At 61.3% G+C, this 17,410-nt stretch carries 19 protein-coding genes; 12 read left to right on the forward strand and 7 right to left on the reverse strand.

Annotated features, from left to right (window positions below; translation table 11 throughout):
* Positions 1–203: 203 nt before the first annotated feature.
* The 3 genes from uvrD (at position 204) to HDC32_RS20200 (ending at position 3,989) form a co-directional block, all read left to right on the forward strand.
* Positions 204–2,387 (forward strand): DNA helicase II, encoded by a 2,184-nt coding sequence (gene uvrD / locus HDC32_RS20190; RefSeq protein ID WP_184745244.1) that lies wholly within the window; start codon positions 204–206, stop codon positions 2,385–2,387.
* Positions 2,388–2,576: 189 nt separating this feature from the next.
* Positions 2,577–3,446: a Tim44 domain-containing protein gene (locus HDC32_RS20195; RefSeq protein WP_131697707.1), complete on the forward strand. Its 870-nt coding sequence runs from the start codon at positions 2,577–2,579 to the stop codon at positions 3,444–3,446.
* Positions 3,447–3,581: 135 nt separating this feature from the next.
* Positions 3,582–3,989 (forward strand): SMI1/KNR4 family protein, encoded by a 408-nt coding sequence (locus HDC32_RS20200; protein WP_131697708.1) that lies wholly within the window; start codon positions 3,582–3,584, stop codon positions 3,987–3,989.
* A gap of 75 nt (positions 3,990–4,064) precedes the next feature.
* On the opposite strand, the gene HDC32_RS20205 is transcribed toward HDC32_RS20200, so the two are convergent.
* A complete protein-coding gene (locus HDC32_RS20205) occupies positions 4,065–5,828 on the reverse strand; it encodes a cation:proton antiporter (protein WP_131697709.1) in 1,764 nt (587 codons plus the stop codon).
* 291 nt (positions 5,829–6,119) lie between these two features.
* Between HDC32_RS20205 and HDC32_RS20210 the strand changes: the two genes are divergently transcribed.
* A complete protein-coding gene (locus HDC32_RS20210; RefSeq protein ID WP_003177014.1) occupies positions 6,120–6,605 on the forward strand; it encodes an acyl-CoA thioesterase in 486 nt (161 codons plus the stop codon).
* A 26-nt stretch (positions 6,606–6,631) separates the two neighbouring features.
* Here the strand turns inward: HDC32_RS20210 and pdxY are convergent, their stop codons facing one another.
* The gene (gene pdxY / locus HDC32_RS20215; protein ID WP_027608215.1) at positions 6,632–7,504 is read right to left on the reverse strand and encodes a pyridoxal kinase PdxY; all 873 of its coding nucleotides are present in this window, start codon (positions 7,502–7,504) and stop codon (positions 6,632–6,634) included.
* Between the two features lie 117 nt (positions 7,505–7,621).
* On the opposite strand from pdxY, the gene HDC32_RS20220 reads away from it, so the two are divergent.
* Positions 7,622–8,017: a DUF3301 domain-containing protein gene (locus HDC32_RS20220; RefSeq protein ID WP_065926772.1), complete on the forward strand. Its 396-nt coding sequence runs from the start codon at positions 7,622–7,624 to the stop codon at positions 8,015–8,017.
* On the opposite strand, the gene HDC32_RS20225 is transcribed toward HDC32_RS20220, so the two are convergent.
* The 4 genes from HDC32_RS20225 to dksA are packed head-to-tail and all read right to left on the reverse strand — an operon-like array spanning position 8,011 to position 11,299.
* Positions 8,011–8,973 carry a GTP-binding protein gene (locus tag HDC32_RS20225; protein WP_167655899.1) on the reverse strand — a complete coding sequence of 321 codons (963 nt, stop codon included), beginning with the start codon at positions 8,971–8,973 and terminating at the stop codon, positions 8,011–8,013. The two genes, HDC32_RS20220 and HDC32_RS20225, sit on opposite strands and share 7 nt — an antisense overlap.
* 44 nt (positions 8,974–9,017) lie before the next feature.
* Positions 9,018–9,662 carry a DUF1826 domain-containing protein gene (locus HDC32_RS20230; RefSeq protein ID WP_184745246.1) on the reverse strand — a complete coding sequence of 215 codons (645 nt, stop codon included), beginning with the start codon at positions 9,660–9,662 and terminating at the stop codon, positions 9,018–9,020.
* Positions 9,662–10,867 carry a zinc metallochaperone GTPase ZigA gene (gene zigA / locus HDC32_RS20235; RefSeq protein ID WP_167655897.1) on the reverse strand — a complete coding sequence of 402 codons (1,206 nt, stop codon included), beginning with the start codon at positions 10,865–10,867 and terminating at the stop codon, positions 9,662–9,664. Before zigA ends, HDC32_RS20230 begins: the two co-directional genes overlap by 1 nt.
* A 27-nt stretch (positions 10,868–10,894) precedes the next feature.
* The gene (gene dksA / locus HDC32_RS20240; protein ID WP_131697713.1) at positions 10,895–11,299 is read right to left on the reverse strand and encodes an RNA polymerase-binding protein DksA; all 405 of its coding nucleotides are present in this window, start codon (positions 11,297–11,299) and stop codon (positions 10,895–10,897) included.
* A gap of 127 nt (positions 11,300–11,426) precedes the next feature.
* Here dksA and HDC32_RS20245 point away from each other — a divergent pair, with 127 nt between their 5' ends.
* A complete protein-coding gene (locus HDC32_RS20245) occupies positions 11,427–11,795 on the forward strand; it encodes a hypothetical protein (RefSeq protein ID WP_053127519.1) in 369 nt (122 codons plus the stop codon).
* Here the strand turns inward: HDC32_RS20245 and HDC32_RS20250 are convergent.
* A complete protein-coding gene (locus HDC32_RS20250) occupies positions 11,792–13,003 on the reverse strand; it encodes an N-acetylmuramoyl-L-alanine amidase (protein WP_145337380.1) in 1,212 nt (403 codons plus the stop codon). The two genes, HDC32_RS20245 and HDC32_RS20250, sit on opposite strands and share 4 nt — an antisense overlap.
* A 128-nt stretch (positions 13,004–13,131) precedes the next feature.
* Between HDC32_RS20250 and folE2 the strand changes: the two genes are divergently transcribed.
* The 6 genes from folE2 to HDC32_RS20280 are packed head-to-tail and all read left to right on the forward strand — an operon-like array spanning position 13,132 to position 17,410.
* The gene (gene folE2 / locus HDC32_RS20255; RefSeq protein ID WP_131697715.1) at positions 13,132–14,022 is read left to right on the forward strand and encodes a GTP cyclohydrolase FolE2; all 891 of its coding nucleotides are present in this window, start codon (positions 13,132–13,134) and stop codon (positions 14,020–14,022) included.
* Positions 14,019–14,687, forward strand: a complete 669-nt coding sequence (locus HDC32_RS20260) for a metal ABC transporter ATP-binding protein (RefSeq protein WP_145337378.1) — start codon at positions 14,019–14,021, stop codon at positions 14,685–14,687. Before folE2 ends, HDC32_RS20260 begins: the two co-directional genes overlap by 4 nt.
* On the forward strand, positions 14,687–15,553 hold the full coding sequence (locus HDC32_RS20265) for a metal ABC transporter permease (protein ID WP_167655896.1): 867 nt from the start codon (positions 14,687–14,689) through the stop codon (positions 15,551–15,553). Before HDC32_RS20260 ends, HDC32_RS20265 begins: the two co-directional genes overlap by 1 nt.
* A gap of 11 nt (positions 15,554–15,564) precedes the next feature.
* Complete coding sequence (locus tag HDC32_RS20270; RefSeq protein WP_145337377.1) at positions 15,565–16,443, forward strand: metal ABC transporter substrate-binding protein; 879 nt, start codon at positions 15,565–15,567, stop codon at positions 16,441–16,443.
* A complete protein-coding gene (gene hisI / locus HDC32_RS20275; RefSeq protein WP_131697718.1) occupies positions 16,440–16,853 on the forward strand; it encodes a phosphoribosyl-AMP cyclohydrolase in 414 nt (137 codons plus the stop codon). Before HDC32_RS20270 ends, hisI begins: the two co-directional genes overlap by 4 nt.
* Positions 16,850–17,410 (forward strand): DapH/DapD/GlmU-related protein, encoded by a 561-nt coding sequence (locus HDC32_RS20280; protein WP_131697719.1) that lies wholly within the window; start codon positions 16,850–16,852, stop codon positions 17,408–17,410. The genes hisI and HDC32_RS20280 overlap by 4 nt, the downstream gene beginning before the upstream one ends.

The following is a 17,410-nucleotide window of genomic DNA, read 5'->3' on the forward strand; positions in this document are numbered from 1 at the left end:
AGATCATAAAAATCATGCAGTGATTGGCCGCAAACCTTGGTGCCAGACCCCTTGAGCGAGGCTCCGCGCGGGCTGTGGGCCATGACTTACCGGTCATCAGTCCTGCCGGAATATTTGCCCCGGCGGGATCACGCGTGACGTTTTGCGTCGACCACCCGGCATTGGGATTTGCCCGAGTCTCCTTAGGCCCATAGAATGCGCCGATGCGCGATGATCTCTCTCTTTTGCTGAACTCCCTCAACGATGCCCAACGCCAGGCCGTAGCAGCCCCCGTTGGCCGTCAGTTGGTCCTGGCCGGTGCTGGCTCCGGTAAAACCCGAGTGCTGGTGCACCGTATCGCCTGGTTGATCCAGGTCGAGAACGCGTCCCCGCACTCCATCCTGTCGGTGACCTTCACCAACAAGGCCGCTGCCGAGATGCGCCATCGCATCGAGCAGTTGATGCGCATCAGCCCGGCCGGCATGTGGGTGGGCACCTTCCACGGCCTGGCACACCGCCTGCTGCGGGCACACTGGCAGGAAGCGGGCCTGGCCCAGACCTTCCAGATCCTCGACAGCGATGACCAGCAACGCCTGGTCAAGCGCGTGATCCGCGAGCTGGGTCTCGACGAGCAGCGCTGGCCGGCGCGCCAGGCCCAGTGGTTTATCAACGGCCAGAAAGACGAAGGCCTGCGCCCGCAGCACATCCAGGCCAGCGGCGATTTGTTCCTGGCCACCATGCGCAGCATCTATGAGGCCTACGAGGCGGCCTGCGCACGCGCCGGTGTCATCGACTTCTCCGAGCTGCTGCTGCGCGCCCTCGACCTGTGGCGCGACAACCCGGGCTTGCTGGCCCATTACCAGAAACGCTTCCGTCACATTCTGGTGGACGAATTCCAGGACACCAACGCCGTGCAGTACGCCTGGTTGCGCCTGCTGGCCAAGGGCGGCGACAGCCTGATGGTGGTGGGCGACGACGACCAGTCGATCTACGGCTGGCGTGGCGCGAAAATCGAGAACATCTACCAGTATTCCGAAGACTTCCCGGACGCGGTCACCATCCGCCTGGAGCAGAACTACCGCTCCACCGCCGGCATCCTCAAGGCCGCCAACGCCTTGATCGCCAATAACACCGGGCGCCTGGGCAAAGAGCTGTGGACCGACGGTGGCGAAGGCGAAGCGATCAACCTGTACGCCGCGTTCAACGAGCACGATGAAGCACGCTACGTGGTGGAAACCATCGAAAGCGCACTGAAAACCGGCCTGGCGCGCAGCGACATCGCGATCCTGTACCGCTCCAACGCCCAATCGCGGGTGCTGGAAGAGGCTTTGCTGCGCGAGCGCATCCCGTACCGCATTTATGGCGGCCAGCGCTTCTTCGAGCGTGCGGAAATCAAGAACGCCATGGCTTACCTGCGTTTGCTCGAAGGCCGTGGCAACGATGCGGCGCTGGAGCGGGTCATCAATATCCCGGCGCGCGGCATCGGTGAGAAAACCGTCGAGGCGATTCGCGACCACGCGCGCCATGCCGATGTGTCGATGTGGGAGTCCATGCGCCTGCTCATCGCCAATAAAGGCCTGACGGGGCGTGCTGCTGGCGCGCTGGGGGTATTTGTCGAGCTGATCGAGAACCTCGCCGCCAAATGTTCGGAAATGCCCCTGCACCTGATGACCCAGACGGTGATCGAGCAGTCCGGGCTGATTGCCTATCACGAAGCGGAAAAAGGCGAGAAAGGCCAGGCCCGGGTAGAAAACCTTGAGGAACTGGTCAGCGCCGCCCGCGCGTTCGAAAACACCGAGGAAGACGAAGAGTTGACTCCGCTCGCCGCTTTCCTCGGCCATGCATCCCTGGAAGCCGGCGACACCCAGGCCGATGAGCATGAAGACAGCATCCAGTTGATGACCTTGCACAGCGCCAAGGGCCTGGAGTTCCCGTATGTGTTCCTGGTGGGCATGGAAGAAGGCCTGTTCCCCCACAAGATGAGCCTGGAAGAGCCCGGCCGCCTTGAGGAAGAACGCCGCCTGGCCTACGTAGGCATCACCCGCGCGATGCAGAACCTGGTGATGACCTACGCCGAGACCCGACGCCTCTACGGCAGCGAGACCTACAACAAGGTGTCGCGCTTCGTACGTGAAGTGCCGAAGGGCCTGATCCAGGAAGTGCGCCTGTCCAACAGCGTCAGCCGCCCGTTCGGCGGCGGTCAGCAGCAGAACTCCAGCAGCATGTTCGCCGGTTCCGAGATTCCGGAAACCCCGTTCAGCCTGGGCCAGCAGGTCAAGCATGCGATCTTCGGCGAAGGGGTGATTCTCAACTTCGAAGGCGCCGGTGCCCAGGCACGGGTGCAGGTGAACTTCGCCGAAGGCAGCAAATGGCTGATGATGGGCTACGCGAAGCTCGAAGCGGTCTGAAACATTTGCCAACATGAAGGTTATTGGCCCGCCCTTGTTTTCAACGAGCGGGGGCCAATATCTGTAATAAGTCCTACAGACCATTCTGATTCGGTCTTACGCAAAAGCCCGAAACATTATGTCGCTAGCCACTGTCACTACACCTGTGCAACATGGCGCGCGTGCAATCCACAAATGGGAATTCCCTTTATGAAACGTTTTCTTAGCATCGCCATGGCGTTGTGCATCGGCCTGACGATGAGCCTCGACGCCAACGCCAAACGCTTCGGTGGCGGCAAAAGCTCGGGCGCGGCACCGACTCACCAGACCAGCCAAATGGCTCCATCCGCCGGTGCAGGCGGTGCTGCCGCGACCGCAGGCGCAGCCGGTGCTGCCGGCGCCGCTGCCAAGGCCGGCGGTGCTTCGCGCTGGTTGGGCCCTCTGGCCGGTATCGCGGCCGGTGGCCTGCTCGCTTCCATGTTCATGGGCGACGGCTTCCAGGGCATGCAGATCTTCGACATCCTGATCATGGCGGTCATCGCCTTCCTGGTCTTCCGTTTCATCGCCGCCCGTCGCCGCAAGCAGCAGGAGCAACTGGCTCCAGCCGGCGCGCCGATGCAGCGTGAAGTGTTCGAGCAGAAGCCAGCCATGGGTTCGATCTTCGGTGGTTCGGCAGCGCCTGCCGCAGCCCGCCCGGTGATCAACGCACCGGCCTGGTTCAACGAAGAGCGTTTCATCGAAGCGGCCCGCAGCCACTTCCAGTCCCTGCAGCAGCATTGGGACGCCAATGAAATGGACAAGATCTCCGAGTTCGTGACCCCACAACTGCTGGAGTTCCTCAAGCGCGAACGCGCCGACCTGGGCGACGGCTTCCAGTCGACCTATATCGACGACCTGCGCGTGCAACTGGACGGTGTGGATGATCGTGCCGACAAGACCATCGCAACGTTGACCTTCAGCGGCGTGTCGAAGACTTCGCGTTTCGACCAGGGTGAAGTGTTCAGCGAAAGCTGGAACATGGAACGTGCCCCAGGCGACAACCAGCCATGGCTGGTCGCCGGTATCCGCCAGAACGGCTGATACCCACGCGCTTGAGCAAGCCGTAACAAAAAACCCCGGACCTGTCCGGGGTTTTCTATTTCACGGTTGCACTTATAGCAAGCTACTGTATAAAACCCCCCTATAAACCGCGCCATCAGCAAGAGGATCCCGGACGTGGAAGAAATCATCGAACAATTGCGTGAAGCCAACGAACCGGTTCCGGTTCCCCTGGAACTGCCTGATGAAGATCAGTTGGTGGAAATCGAAGAACAGCTGTTCATCGACATCCCGTTTGTCTTTCGCGAGTTCCTGCTGACCGTCAGCGATGTCGTGTACGGCAGCCTGGAGCCGGTGACCGTCACCGACCCGCAGTCGCACACCTACCTGCCGGACGTGGCCGCCAACGCCTGGGATGCCGGCGTTGACCGCAGCATGATCCCTATCTGCCAGGACGGCGAAGACTACTACTGCGTCGAAGAAGACGGCACTGTGGTGCTGTGGTCCGGCGAAGAAGAACTCGTCACCGAAGAAACCTGGGAATCGGTGTGGCACTGGGCGCGGGACGTCTGGCTGGAAAGCTGACACCTGATCCCCCTGGCGAACGGGCTTGCTGTAGTGAGCGGGCTTGTCCCACGCCGGACCTCGTAGCGGCCCCCACTAGTGCTCCGGCGTATCCTTATGGTTATCCAGCGTCTCCAGCAAGGCGACCTGCATCCGCGTATGCACACGGATGAACCATCGCCAGAGCACGGCCGCCACCGCCGCCGTGACTGCGGCAATCAGCACCAGCAACTTGTTGGTCGGCAGAATACTGGCCGACAAAGCTGCCAATAGCACAAAGATCACCAGCAGCGACAAAATCGGGATCAGCTCCGCAATCACCCGTCGCACCCGCTGGGTATGTCGCCCGGCCATTTCCGGTTTCACGCTCATCTCCGCCAGCAACATCGACAGCGCCTTGAGCTTGCGGTACGCCGCAATCAGGAACGGCAGCGACAACAGCAATGCCCCACCCCAGATCAACGCCTTCTGCCAACTTGGATCACTGATCCAACCCTCCAGATACCCGCCAATGCGCACCGCGAAAAAGCTTCCGGCGAAGAAAATCGCGATCACCAACGCCAGGTTAACGCCCACCTGCAGGATGATCTTGCGGATCATCGACGCCAGCATTGCGCCCTCGCCCTGAGGCTGAATACTGCGCAACCATTCGCCGTACATGCCAAACACCCGGCTCATGCGCTTTGGCATCACGGCGGCGATCTTCAATGACAAAGGGTCGGCAGCGCGAATCAGGTATGGCGTGAGCAGTGTAGTGATCGCCGAAACGGCCACCGCCACCGGATACAGGAAGTCGCTGGTGACCTGCAAGGTCATGCCCAGCGCGGCGATAATGAAGGAAAACTCGCCAATTTGTGACAGCCCCATGCCTACGCGCAATGAGGTACGGCCGTCATTACCGGCGATAAAGGCACCCAGGCCGCAGGACAGCATCTTGCCCAGCACCACGGCCACGGTGATCACCGCGATCGGCCAGGCGTATTGCAGGAGAATCTGCGGGTCGATCATCAAGCCGATCGCCACGAAGAAGATCGCGCTGAACATGTCGCGAACCGGCTCGATCAGGCGCTCGATCTTAACCAACTGCCGGGATTCGGCCATGATCGCGCCGATCAGAAACGCCCCCAGCACCATGCTGTACTCCAGCTTGACCACCAGCAGGCAGAAACCGAAACACAGGCCCAGTACGGTGATCAGCAGCATTTCGTTGCTTTCGAACTTGGCCACGTAGGCCAACAGGCGCGGCACCAGCAAAATACCGATGACCAACGCGACGATCATGAACAGCGAGAGCTTGCCGACCGTGGAGAACACCTCGCCGGAACTCACCGTACCGCTGACGGCGATGCTCGAGAGCAAGGCGATGATGCCAATGCCGAGGATGTCTTCCACAATCAGCACACCAAAAATCAGTTGGGCGAAGCGCTGGTTTTTCATCTTCAGGTCATTGAGTGCCTTCACGATGATGGTGGTGGAGGAAATTGCCAGGATCGCGCCGAGGAACAGCGAGTCCATGGTGTTCCAGTCGAACCAGCGGCCAATCTCGTAGCCGATCCAGATCATCAGGATGATTTCCAGGAAGGCCGCGATAAACGCCGTGGCCCCCACCTTGAACAGTTTGCGCAGGCTGAACTCCAGGCCCAGGCAGAACATCAGGAAGATGACCCCCAGCTCGGCGAGGGTCTTGATGGTGTCTTCGTCGTGGATCAGGCCGAACGGCGGTGTGTGCGGGCCAATGATGAAGCCGGCGACGATGTACCCCAGCACCACGGGTTGCTTGAGGCGGTGAAACAGGACGGTGACCACCCCTGCCACCAGCATGATCACGGCCAAGTCCTGAATAAAGCTGATGGCGTGCATGGCGAGGGGCTCCTTGAGGGTACTGGCGCTTTTCCCACTTCCGCACGCGCCTTTGAAAAATCGCAAAGTGCGGAAGGAAAAGTCTGCCTTAATCGTAAGAAATGCCCTGAGATGGGCTTTTGAAGGTTAACACCGCGACTTCCGCCGGAAAGCCGGTGCAATATATGGAAACAGATCGGTGAACGCGTGACGGCAAGCCGCCCACCGGCGTCCCGTAAGGGATGGCGCTGCAAAGATCCCAGCACCCGCAGAGGTGCCCCCCAACCAATGCCTACAACCCGTGAGTGTGCTATGGAACCCGGAAACGCCCAGCTGTCGATGACGGTATTGATGACCCCTGACATGGCCAACTTCTCAGGCAATGTCCACGGCGGCACCTTGCTCAAGTACCTCGACGAAGTGGCCTACGCCTGCGCTAGCCGTTATGCCGGTCGCTATGTGGTGACGTTGTCGGTGGATCAGGTGATTTTTCGCGAGCCGATCCATGTCGGCGAGCTGGTGACATTCCTTGCATCGGTCAACTACACCGGCAATACGTCGATGGAAGTGGGCATCAAGGTAGTGACCGAGAACATCCGCGAGCGCTCGGTACGTCATACCAACAGCTGTTTCTTCACCATGGTGGCCGTGGACGACCAGCGCAAACCCGCTGCCGTACCGCCGCTGCAACCGCACAACAGCGAAGACAAGCGCCGGTTCGTGCAGGCCCAGCAGCGCCGGCAGATCCGCCAGGAGCTGGAGAAGCGCTACCAGGAAATCAAGGCTGACGCGCTGTAAGTCCGGGACTGTAAACCCTCCCGCACTTACAGGCTGATCGGCGTCGCCTCGAAACGTACGCGAGGATGGGCGATGCGGTCCTGGGCGCGTACCAGTTCCAACTCGTAACTGGCGCAGGCCTGGGTTTCCAGCAACACTTCGTGCACCGCCGCGGCCGTGAACTCAAAAGCCGCCAGCAGACTGTCGCCCAGCAACACCCGCGCCAGGAACAGCCCCGACGTCAGGTCGCCCACGCCCACCGGCTGGCGCGGGAACGCCAGCAGCGGCCGACGCAGGTGCCAGCTGCCCTCGGCGGTTACCAGCAGCATCTCGAAACCGTCCGGCAACTTGCCCGGGTAATCCAGGTGCTTGACCAGTACCGCCTTCGGGCCACGGGCCAGCAATGCCTTAGCCATGCCCAGGCAGTCGAACAGCGATTGCGGCTTACGCCCGGCAAAGCTATCCAGTTCCAGTTGGTTGGGGCACAGGAAGTCGGCCATGGCCGCAGCTTCATCCAGCAGGAAATCGCTGACTTCCTGCGGCACGATGCAGCCCTTTTCCGGATGGCCCATCACCGGGTCGCACAGGTACAGGGCCTTGGGGTTGATGGCCTTGATGCGCGCCACACCGGTAAGAATCGCGCGGCCCTGATCCGCACTGCCCAGGTAGCCGGACAGGATCGCATCGCAGTTGCCCAGCTCGCCGATGGCGGCAATGCCTTCCACCAGCGCAGGAATCTGCTGCGGCGCCAACACTTCGCCCGCCCACTGACCATACTGCGTATGGTTGGAGAACTGCACCGTGTTCAGCGGCCAGACATTTACCCCGACCCGCTGCATGGGGAACACGGCGGCGCTGTTTCCGGCGTGGCCAAAGACCACATGAGACTGGATCGCAAGCAGATGAGGTGTGCGTTTCATGCAGGGGATTTCCGTAAAGCCATTGAAATTCTGGCCGCGCAGTATGCGACTAAACGCAGCCTGTACGACAGGCCGACGACACAGTTAAGCTGCTCTCACTTTGTTGGAGTTTTTCGCATGCTCACCCTGGGAAACATCTTCGTGTTGATGCTGCTGGCGACCGGTGCCGCCTGGGTATGGCACAACCACGGCCTGCGAGAGCGGGCGCTGGCGCGGGTCAAGCAGCATTGTGCCAAGCTCGATATCGAATTGCTCGACGGCGCCGTGGCGTTAAAGCGCATCGGTTTTGTGAAGGATGCCAACGGTCGGCGGCGTCTGGCGCGTATCTACAATTTCGAGTTCACCGTCACGGGCGAGACTCGTCACAGCGGGACCATCACACAATTCGGTGCCCACAGCGCGCAGATCGAACTGGCGCCCTACCCGTTCGAGGTCAAGGAAGCGCTGCCCAGCGCCAATGTGATCGAGCTGAGCCAATGGCGCCAGGACCACGCCACCAAGAACCGTCAGTAACGGCAGGCAGCCAGTGCGGCCTGCAATGCGGCCACGTCCTGTGGTGCGCTGAAGATCAGTTCGATACGTGAGTCGCGACGCCATTCGCTGGGTTGCCAGACGAGCTGGCTGTTATCCACAGCGTTGGCCGAGATCCACCCATCACGGCTGTGGATAACCAGTTTGGCGCGGCACCACTCAAGCCCTGTCAGCCACAGGTGCAGACGCTCGGAATCGAATTGCTGGCTCGGGTGCCAGCGCCAACCGATACTCCAACCGCCCTCCTGGGCCTGACTCAGGCAGATCGGCACTGCCGGATCGCTCCAGATAGCCGGCAATTGAGCCAGCCCCTTAGGCACGGCGAAGTTATCCACAGCAGCTTCAGCCTGTGCATTCAAGCCTGGCAGTTTGCCGAGCGGCACGTGCGCCTGTTGGGTCCAATAAATATCGCGGTCGGGTAGCTGTCGTTCGACCGCCTCACGTTGCCCAGCATCCAGCCCCTCATCCTTGTTCAGCACCAACAGTCCGGCACTGGCCAACGCTTCCTGCTGCGTTGGCGGTAAGGGTTTGCCCGCTGCCAGCGCCTGGGCATCCAGCACCAGCACACAGGGCTGAACCGCCAGCACCTGCTGCCACGGCGCTTCGCGCAACTGCTTGAGCAACTGCGCAGGATGGCCCAGGCCCGAGGGTTCGATAAACAACCGATCCGGATTGGCCTTACGCAGCAACCGGCCCAGGCCTACCTGGAACGGTGCGCCATTCACACAGCAGAGGCAGCCACCGGCAACTTCACCGAGGGCAATGCCGTCGTCATCCAGGGTCAGCAGTGCAGCGTCCAGGCCGATCTGGCCAAACTCGTTGATCAACACCGCCCAGCGCTCGTTGGCCGGGCGTTGGGCGAGCAGGTGCTTGATCAGGCTGGTCTTGCCGGCGCCCAAGGGCCCGGCAATTACGTGGGTGGGAATGTTCTGCAGCATGAGTGCCATCGTTCGGACCGTGTAGAGCGTTTGATCCTACGCGGTTACGCGAGCCAATCCAGCGTCAGAATCAATCGGCGCTCATCCGCTTTCAGCGCGGGGGAGCGATGGATCAGGCCGTGGTCTTCGTTGCCATGCCATTTAGTGCCTTTGAGCAGCGCCACTTCACCGCACTGGATCTGTTCGATGCGCTGGCTCGGTTCGGCGTCCGGTTGGCTGAGCTTGCGGCGGTCCATCACCCCTTCGCGCAACCACTGGCTGCCGATGCCGGCATAGGTGGTGATCAGCCGCACCGGCACATGGTCAACGTGAAAACGGGGGCACATGGCTTTATCCAGCAAACGCAGGCGCACACCGATGCGCTTGGCGCCGAGCAGGCACGCAAAGGCGCTGACCAGCCACGACACATCGGCGATAAAACCTTCGTAGCCTTCAAGATCGCGGTAACTGGACGCCAGACCGCGCAAGTTCGGCTCGGCGTCCTCGCTGTTGAGTTCGATCACCAGGGACTCGGCCAACGGCTCATTGAGCGCCACCAGCAAAGCGCCGAACTCGGCGATATGCAACGGCAATTGACGCTGCCACAGCGCCAGGTTCACGCCATCTTCGAGAATATCGGACAGCGCCAGCGGGGTGTCACCACGGGTCTGGCGAACCACGGGGCGCAAGGGGATAACCGGTGCCAACATCAGGCAACCTCTTCGTACCAGGGACCAAACGGATCAGCCAGCAGGCGCCAACCTTCGACGCCCAGGGCCATTTCTTCATCGGTGAGCAAGCACGCGTCCAACTCGGTACGCATCCGCGCGAAGTCGATGTTCTGTCCGATAAACACCAGTTCCTGACGGCAGTCGCCGGTACTGAGCTGCCAGTTACCCATGATTGCCGCGACGCTTTCTTCGTCTTGGGGCCATTGGCTTTTCGGCACAAAGCGCCACCAGCGTCCGGCAAACCCATGGCGCATCAAGCCACCGGCCTGGGACCAACTGCCGGCATCCTGATGCTTGCTGGCCAGCCAGAAAAAGCCCTTGGAACGCAGCAATTTACCGTTGACCCAAGGCCGGTCGATAAAGTCGAAGAAGCGTTGCGGATGGAAGGGGCGCCGTGCGCGATAAGCGGTGGACGCGATGCCGTACTCTTCGGTTTCCGGCACATGTTCACCACGCAACTCCTGCAACCAGCCTGGCGCTTGCGCGGCGCGTTCGAAGTCGAAGCGGCCGGTGTTGAGGATCTTGTTCAGCGGCACTTCGCCCATGACCATCGGGATGATTTCCGCCTGGGCATTGAGGCGCTCAAGGATCGCCATCAGCTCTTCGCGCTCACAGCTGCTGATCAGGTCGATCTTGCTGATCAGGATCACGTCGGCGAATTCGATCTGCTCAATCAACAGGTCGGTGATCGAGCGTTCGTCCTCCTCTCCAAGGGTTTCGCCCCGTGAGGCGAGGCTTTCGGCAGCCTGGTAGTCGAGCAGGAAGTTCATGCCGTCGACCACGGTGACCATGGTGTCCAAGCGCGCGATGTCGGCCAGGCTTTGCTCGTTTTCATCACGGAAGGTGAAGGTTTCAGCCACCGGCAACGGCTCGGAGATACCGGTGGATTCGATCAACAGGTAATCGAAGCGACCTTCCTTGGCGAGTTTTCCGACTTCTTCGAGCAAGTCTTCACGCAAGGTGCAGCAGATACAGCCGTTGCTCATCTCCACCAGTTTTTCTTCGGAACGGTTGAGGGTGACGTCACGCTGCACCTCGCTGCCGTCGATGTTGATTTCGCTCATGTCGTTGACGATCACCGCCACGCGCAGGTTTTCGCGGTTGCGCAGGACGTAGTTGAGCAGCGTGCTTTTACCGGCGCCGAGAAAGCCGGACAACACGGTAACGGGGAGACGATTGGGCATCAGGTAATCCTCATCAGGGTTGGCCGGTCAAATCGCCCGTTTATGGCGTTCGCGCAGCTCTTGACGTTCTTTGGCTTCGATACACAGGGTGGCGGTGGGGCGCAGCAGCAGACGTTGCAGGCCGATGGGCTCGCCCGTTTCGCGGCACCAGCCGTACTCGCCACGGGCGAGCAGTTCGAGGGCGTCGTCGATCTTGTCGAGCAGCTTCTTTTCCCGCTCCAGCAAGCGCAGTTGCCACTGGCGCTGTTCTTCGGCGCTGCCCACATCGGCCGGATCGCTGTTGGGCTCCTGCTCGCGCAGTAACAGGAATTCGCCCTCGATGCGCGCTTGCAGTTCATTGCGCTGAGTCAGCAACAGTTCGCGGAAAAAGCCCTGCTGGGCTTCATTCATATAGTCGGCGGGCGGCTGGGCCAGCAGGTCTTGTTCGGTCATAGGGAATGGGTCACGGGTCAGGCTGTGCTTTAATGTTATAGTATAACAATACAAATAAGCCAATCCCCCTTGCTCGTTGCGACGAAGGGCGCAATGCTTGAACACTTCCCAGCCCCCGAGATCCCTTATGAAATACCTGGTGTGCGCCCTGTTACTGGCAGCGGCAGGGCCTGCCTGCGCCCAAGCGCCAAGCTTGCTGGCCAATTGCACGCGCAGCGCCAACCTGTTGGCCTGTGTGGACCCGCTGGGCAATGCCTACAGCGTAGCGACGGTGGGCACCACCACGTATTTGCGCGGTTTCGAGGTGGTCGGTAAACGTTATTGGGCACAAACCAACAGCCGCTACGGGCAACTGACGTTCTTTACCGGCCTGGCGTCGGATGGGGAGGCATGGGTCGGCTACACGCGGCGGGTGGGCTGGACCACGATCAACCGGTTTTCCAGCTCCGGAGGCGCCACTGCCAAGTTCACGTGCAGCCGAATTACCGGCTGTTAGGCCTGAGCATTCTTCTGTTCCTGCACCCAGGCCATGTAGCTGTTCATCGGCGGGTTCTTCTGGAAGTATTTTTTCAGGCCTTCGAACAAGCCATCCGCAACCGCTTGTTGATGGCGCGCCGTCACCAGGCGCTGGGCGTCCTGGGCGTTGGAGATAAAGCCGGTCTCCACCAGGATCGACGGCACGTCCGGTGACTTGAGCACCGCGAACCCCGCCTGCTCCACACGTTTCTGATGCAGGCTGGTGATGCTTTGCAGGCTCCCCAACACCGAGCTGCCCAGTTGCAGGCTGGACGCGATGGTGGCGTTCATCGACATATCAAGAATCACCCCGGCCAGCATCGGATCCTTATCCTTGAGATTGAGCAACGTGGTGGCGCCCAGCAAATCCGCGCCGTTTTCGCGCTGGGCCATAAAGCGCGCCGTGGCCGAGGTCGCGCCGCCCTCCGACAGCGCATACACCGAGGCGCCCGAGGCCGTGAGCCGTGGCGCGGCATCGGCATGCACCGAGATGAACATATCGGCCTTGTGCTGACGGGCGATGTCCACGCGCTTGCGCAGCGGCACAAAGAAGTCGTCGTTACGCACCAGTTTCACGTCAAAACCCTTTTCACGTTTCAAGCGCTTGGCCAGCAGTTGGGCGATCGACAGCACCACATCTTTTTCGCGCTGACCCTTGGACCCGACAGCACCGGGGTCTTTGCCGCCGTGGCCGGGGTCGACCACCACAATGATGTCGCGCTTGGGGTGCGCCTTGTCCACCGAAGCCACCAAGGGCACGGCTTCAGCAGCGATTTGACGCGGTGCACGGGTGGCGCTGGTCAGGTCCAGCACCAGGCGATGCCCCTGCCCGTCCTGAGGCGGCAATACAAAGCTGTTGAGCTGCATCGGCGCGGCCAGGTCAAGCACGATGCGTGTATCCGCCTTGCCGAAATGCCCCGAGCGAATCGAGGTGATCCCGCTGTTCTTCAGCTCAAGTTGAGAAAAGTCACCACTGAGGCCTGCGCCGCTCAGGTCGATGATCAGGCGTTCCGGGGCAGTCAGGGAGAACGTCTTGTATTGCACTGGGCCGCTAAGGTCGAACACCAGCCGCAGCTTGTCGTCCGAGCGCCACAGGCGTGCATTGCGGATCTGGGTCGCGTGGGCGGCGAACGGCAAAGCAAACAAAGGGCTGGCCAGGAGCAGGTGGAGGAGCTGACGTCTGTGCATGACAAATACCGCGAATAAAGGAGCGTCCGTACTCGACATGACTAAAAAAAGGTCGGGGCAGAAAATTCATCGTCGACTCTATTGTTATACTATAACATGTCGAATTATTTCCAACGATGGACCTGCTTATGAATGCGCTGACTCTGCCGGATATTGCCGCGCAGGCTTCACGCCAAGCCTTGCCACTCGACTGGGTGGGCATGTGCGGCATCGCCCTGCCGATCCTCATCGATGGCCAGCGCCTGACCGCCACCGCCGATGCCGGCGTCAGCCTGGACGACGGCACCGCCCGTGGTATTCATATGTCGCGCCTTTACCTGGCGCTGGAGATGCTCGACCAGCAGCCCATTACACCCGCACTTCTGCGCAATGTACTGCAGCGGTTTCTCGACAGTCATGAAGATTTATCTAAGAACGCCTACCTGCGTCTGCACACGAATTTACTGCTGAAACGCCCCGCGCTGGTCAGCCCACTGGCCGGCTGGAAGGGCTACCCGGTGAGCATCGAGGCGCGCCTGGAAAACCAGATGTTCCACGTGGAACTAAAAATTGACGTTACCTATTCTTCAACCTGCCCCTGTTCCGCTGCCCTCGCCAGGCAGTTGATTCAGCAGCAATTTCTCCAAGACTTCGGCAACACGCCATTGCTGCATGAAGACGTATTGACCTGGCTCGGCAGCGCCAACGGTATCGTCGCCACGCCCCACAGCCAGCGCAGCAGCGCGCAGTTGCACGTGCACCTGCAAGGCGATCACCTGCCACTGACCGAGCTGATCAACGCTGCCGAAGCCGCCCTCGGCACAGCCGTACAAACCGCCGTAAAACGCGCGGACGAACAAGCCTTCGCCCTGGCCAACGGGCAGAACCTGATGTTCTGCGAAGACGCCGCACGCCGCCTTAACCTCGCCTTGAAACGCTCGGATGCCGTCAAAGCCTTCCACCTCAAAGTGATCCACGCCGAAAGCCTGCACGCGCACGATGCCGTGGCTGAAAGCCGCTGGACGAGAAACCCTTCATGATCAGTTGCACCGCCTTGCGCTGGGGCGCCCCCGGCCAACCGCTCACTCCCGCCGTGGATTTCACCCTGGAAAAAGGCAGCCTCACCGGTGTGATCGGCCCCAACGGCTGCGGCAAAAGCAGCCTGCTCAAAGTCATCGCTGGCCTGCAAAAACCGTTGGCGGGCAAAGTGACCGTGGATGTTCCACGCCGAGGTGGCCTGTCGTTCCTGCCCCAGCAACAGCACCTTGACCGTCAGTTCCCCATCAGCCTGCAAGAACTGGTCGCCGCCGGTCTATGGGGCACACGGCTCACCCCGCAACAACGCAGCGAACGCCTGCAAGCGGTACTGGAAGACTGGTGCCTCAGCGGTCTGGAACAGCGCCCGCTGATGGCGCTGTCAGGCGGCCAGCTACAACGCGCATTGCTCGCTCGCATGAGCCTTGCCGAGTCGCCAGTGTTGCTGCTTGACGAGCCCCATGCCGCTCTGGACGAAGAAGGCCAAGCGCTTTGCTGGAACCATATCCACGCCTGGCACGCCGAAGGCCGAACGTTGGTGGTGGTGTGCCATGACCTCGCCTCCGTACGCCATCACACCCAGCAAGTGGTGCAAATCAAAAGCAGTGGCTGTGTGTTCGGTTCCAGCAAAGAGTTGATCCGTCCGCAGCCGCACATGCAGGTGGCCTGATGCACTTCGCCGCCCATCTGTGGATGCCCTTCCTCGACTTCGTCTTCATGCGTCGCGCCCTTATGGGCGGGCTGGTGCTCGCCTGCAGCACCGCTCCGCTCGGCGTATTTCTGATCCTGCGCCGCATGAGCCTGATCGGTGACGCCGTCGCCCACGGCATATTGCCCGGCGCTGCACTGGGCTTCTGGTTCGCGGGCTTGAGCTTGCCCGCGCTGACCATCGGCGGCCTGGGCGCGGGCCTGAGCATGGCCGGCCTGTCGGCGTGGATCACCCGCCGCACCGGCCTGCGCGAAGACGCCAGCCTCGCCGCTATCTATCCCATCTCCCTCGCCGCCGGCGTATTGATCCTGGGCCTGGCCGGCAAGCGCCTGGACCTGCTGCACCTGCTGTTCGGCTCTGCCCTGGCCGTCGACGAAACCACCCTGACCGGCATGCTCTGGGTCTCCGGGTTCAGCCTGATCGCCATGGCGCTGATCTACAAACCGCTGCTGCTGGACACCCTCGACCCGCTGTTCCTGCAAACCGTCAGCCGCCTTGGCCCCCTGGCCCACGGCTTGTTCCTGACCCTGGTGGTACTGAACCTGGTGATTGGCTTCCAAGCCATCGGCGCCTTGATGGTGGTGGGATTGATGATGTTGCCGGCCATCGCTTCACGCTTCTGGAGCCGGCGCCTTCCGGTGTTGATCGCTGTATCGGCGGTGCTGGGATGCCTGTCGGTGTGGTTGGGTTTATTGCTGTCGTTCTACTTCTCGCTGCCCAGCGGCCCGGCGATTGTGCTGGTGGCTGGCGGTGGGTACCTGCTGTCCGTGGTCTTCGGTCCGGTGCACGGCTTGCTGCGCCGCCCGCCTTTGCTTACATCCCAATGAGGTGTTTCCCGATGCGCGCTCTACTCGTGCTGTTCAGTCTGCTGCTGCCGCTGTCGATGGCCCAGGCCGCCGACAAACTCCAAGTGGTTACCAGCTTCAGTATTCTCGATGACATCACCCACCAGATCGGTGGCGAGCACATCCAGATCAGCAACATGGTCGGCCCCGACGCCGATGCCCACACCTACGAGCCAACCCCGGACGATGCCAAGGCGCTGCTCAAGGCCAAGGTGATCATCAAGAACGGCCTGGGCTTCGAGCCGTGGCTGGATCGCCTGGTCACCAGCACCGAAACCAAGGCCACGGTGGTCACCGCCAGCAAAGGTGTGATCTCCCACACCATGGAGGAAGACGGCGAAACCATCCCCGACCCGCATGCCTGGCACAACCTGGCCAACGCCGAAATCTATGTGAACAACATCACCAAGGCGCTGGTAGCTGCCGACCCGGCCAACAAGGCCGACTACCTGCGCAACAGCCAAGCCTACCTGAAGGAAATCTACCGCCTGCTGGCCGAAGCCAAGACCAAATTCGGCGCGCTGCCGCCGGGTAACCGTCGCATCGTTACCTCCCATGACGCCTTCGGCTACCTGGGCCAGGCCTATGGCATCCAGTTCCTGGCGCCGCAAGGCCTGTCCACCGAACGTGAACCGTCGGCCGCCGAAGTCGCCGCGCTGATCACCCAAATCCGCAAAGACAAGGTCAAGGCCGTGTTCATGGAAAACATCAAGGACTCGCGCCTGCTCAAGCAGATCGCCGATGAAAGCGGCGCGCAGATTGGCGGCACGCTGTACTCCGACGCTCTGGCCGCAGAAGGGCCGGCGAGCACCTTCATCGGGCTGTTCGAGTACAACCTCAACACCCTGTGCGCAGCGTTGAGCAAGCCATGACCCTGAGCATGCTCGAACTGGAAGGGGCTGCCGTCGGCAGCCGCTTTCCACTCGCAGCAGTGCTCGACGCCCTGCCGTGGAACAGCGACGGCCTGATCGCCGCCATCGCCCAGCAACACGGCAGCGGCGAAGTGTTGATGTTGGCCTGGATGAATCGCCAGGCCCTCAACGAAACACTGGCTACCGGGCAGGTCTGCTATTGGTCGCGCTCGCGCCGACAGCTGTGGCGCAAAGGCGAAAGCTCCGGCCACTGGCAACAGTTGGTGCAAGCGCGCCTGGATTGTGACGGCGACGCGGTACTGCTGATCGTCGACCAGCAAGGCCCGGCCTGCCACACCGGCCGCCACACCTGTTTCTACAACGCCATCGACGGCGCCTACGTTCACATCATTACGGAGCCAGTTGCATGATCCGCAAGAACCCTTCCGGCGATCTGCCGGTGATTGCCGAATCGGCCTACGTCGACAAGACCGCGATCATCTGCGGCAAAGTCATCATCGGCGAGAATGTGTTTGTCGGCCCCTACGCCGTGATCCGCGCCGACGAAGTCGACGCCAGCGGCGCCATGGACCCGATCACCATCGGCGCCAATTCCAATATCCAGGACGGCGTGGTCATCCACTCCAAGTCCGGCGCGGCGGTGACGATAGGAGCATTTACATCCATCGCGCATCGCTCCATCGTCCACGGCCCCTGCACCGTCGGCGACCGCGTATTTATCGGCTTCAACAGTGTGCTGTTCAATTGCGCCGTCGGCGATGGATGCGTGGTGCGCCATAACTCGGTGGTCGACGGCCGTGACTTGCCCGTCGCCTTCTACGTGCCCTCCACTACCCGTATCGGGCCGAATACCGACTTGTCGCAATTCCCGCCGGTGAGTGTCAGCGCCTCGGAGTTTTCCGAAGACGTGGCACGTACCAACGTCGACCTGGTGCGCGGTTACAAAGCCCTGCAAAACGAGTTCTGA

Source organism: Pseudomonas sp. JAI120 (genome assembly GCF_014207255.1).
Classification (GTDB): Bacteria; Pseudomonadota; Gammaproteobacteria; order Pseudomonadales; family Pseudomonadaceae; genus Aquipseudomonas.

What these genes read in the sequence shown, in the direction of transcription:
- uvrD (WP_184745244.1), top strand. Translation starts at nt 204, where the DNA reads ATGCGCGATGATCTCTCTCTTTTGCTGAACTCCCTCAACGATGCCCAA.
- HDC32_RS20195 (WP_131697707.1), top strand. Translation starts at nt 2,577, where the DNA reads ATGAAACGTTTTCTTAGCATCGCCATGGCGTTGTGCATCGGCCTGACG.
- HDC32_RS20205 (WP_131697709.1), bottom strand. Translation starts at nt 5,828, where the DNA reads ATGCACGCCATCAGCTTTATTCAGGACTTGGCCGTGATCATGCTGGTG.
- HDC32_RS20210 (WP_003177014.1), top strand. Translation starts at nt 6,120, where the DNA reads ATGGAACCCGGAAACGCCCAGCTGTCGATGACGGTATTGATGACCCCT.
- pdxY (WP_027608215.1), bottom strand. Translation starts at nt 7,504, where the DNA reads ATGAAACGCACACCTCATCTGCTTGCGATCCAGTCTCATGTGGTCTTT.
- HDC32_RS20220 (WP_065926772.1), top strand. Translation starts at nt 7,622, where the DNA reads ATGCTCACCCTGGGAAACATCTTCGTGTTGATGCTGCTGGCGACCGGT.
- HDC32_RS20225 (WP_167655899.1), bottom strand. Translation starts at nt 8,973, where the DNA reads ATGCTGCAGAACATTCCCACCCACGTAATTGCCGGGCCCTTGGGCGCC.
- HDC32_RS20230 (WP_184745246.1), bottom strand. Translation starts at nt 9,662, where the DNA reads ATGTTGGCACCGGTTATCCCCTTGCGCCCCGTGGTTCGCCAGACCCGT.
- zigA (WP_167655897.1), bottom strand. Translation starts at nt 10,867, where the DNA reads ATGCCCAATCGTCTCCCCGTTACCGTGTTGTCCGGCTTTCTCGGCGCC.
- dksA (WP_131697713.1), bottom strand. Translation starts at nt 11,299, where the DNA reads ATGACCGAACAAGACCTGCTGGCCCAGCCGCCCGCCGACTATATGAAT.
- HDC32_RS20245 (WP_053127519.1), top strand. Translation starts at nt 11,427, where the DNA reads ATGAAATACCTGGTGTGCGCCCTGTTACTGGCAGCGGCAGGGCCTGCC.
- HDC32_RS20250 (WP_145337380.1), bottom strand. Translation starts at nt 13,003, where the DNA reads ATGCACAGACGTCAGCTCCTCCACCTGCTCCTGGCCAGCCCTTTGTTT.
- folE2 (WP_131697715.1), top strand. Translation starts at nt 13,132, where the DNA reads ATGAATGCGCTGACTCTGCCGGATATTGCCGCGCAGGCTTCACGCCAA.
- HDC32_RS20260 (WP_145337378.1), top strand. Translation starts at nt 14,019, where the DNA reads ATGATCAGTTGCACCGCCTTGCGCTGGGGCGCCCCCGGCCAACCGCTC.
- HDC32_RS20265 (WP_167655896.1), top strand. Translation starts at nt 14,687, where the DNA reads ATGCACTTCGCCGCCCATCTGTGGATGCCCTTCCTCGACTTCGTCTTC.
- HDC32_RS20270 (WP_145337377.1), top strand. Translation starts at nt 15,565, where the DNA reads ATGCGCGCTCTACTCGTGCTGTTCAGTCTGCTGCTGCCGCTGTCGATG.
- hisI (WP_131697718.1), top strand. Translation starts at nt 16,440, where the DNA reads ATGACCCTGAGCATGCTCGAACTGGAAGGGGCTGCCGTCGGCAGCCGC.
- HDC32_RS20280 (WP_131697719.1), top strand. Translation starts at nt 16,850, where the DNA reads ATGATCCGCAAGAACCCTTCCGGCGATCTGCCGGTGATTGCCGAATCG.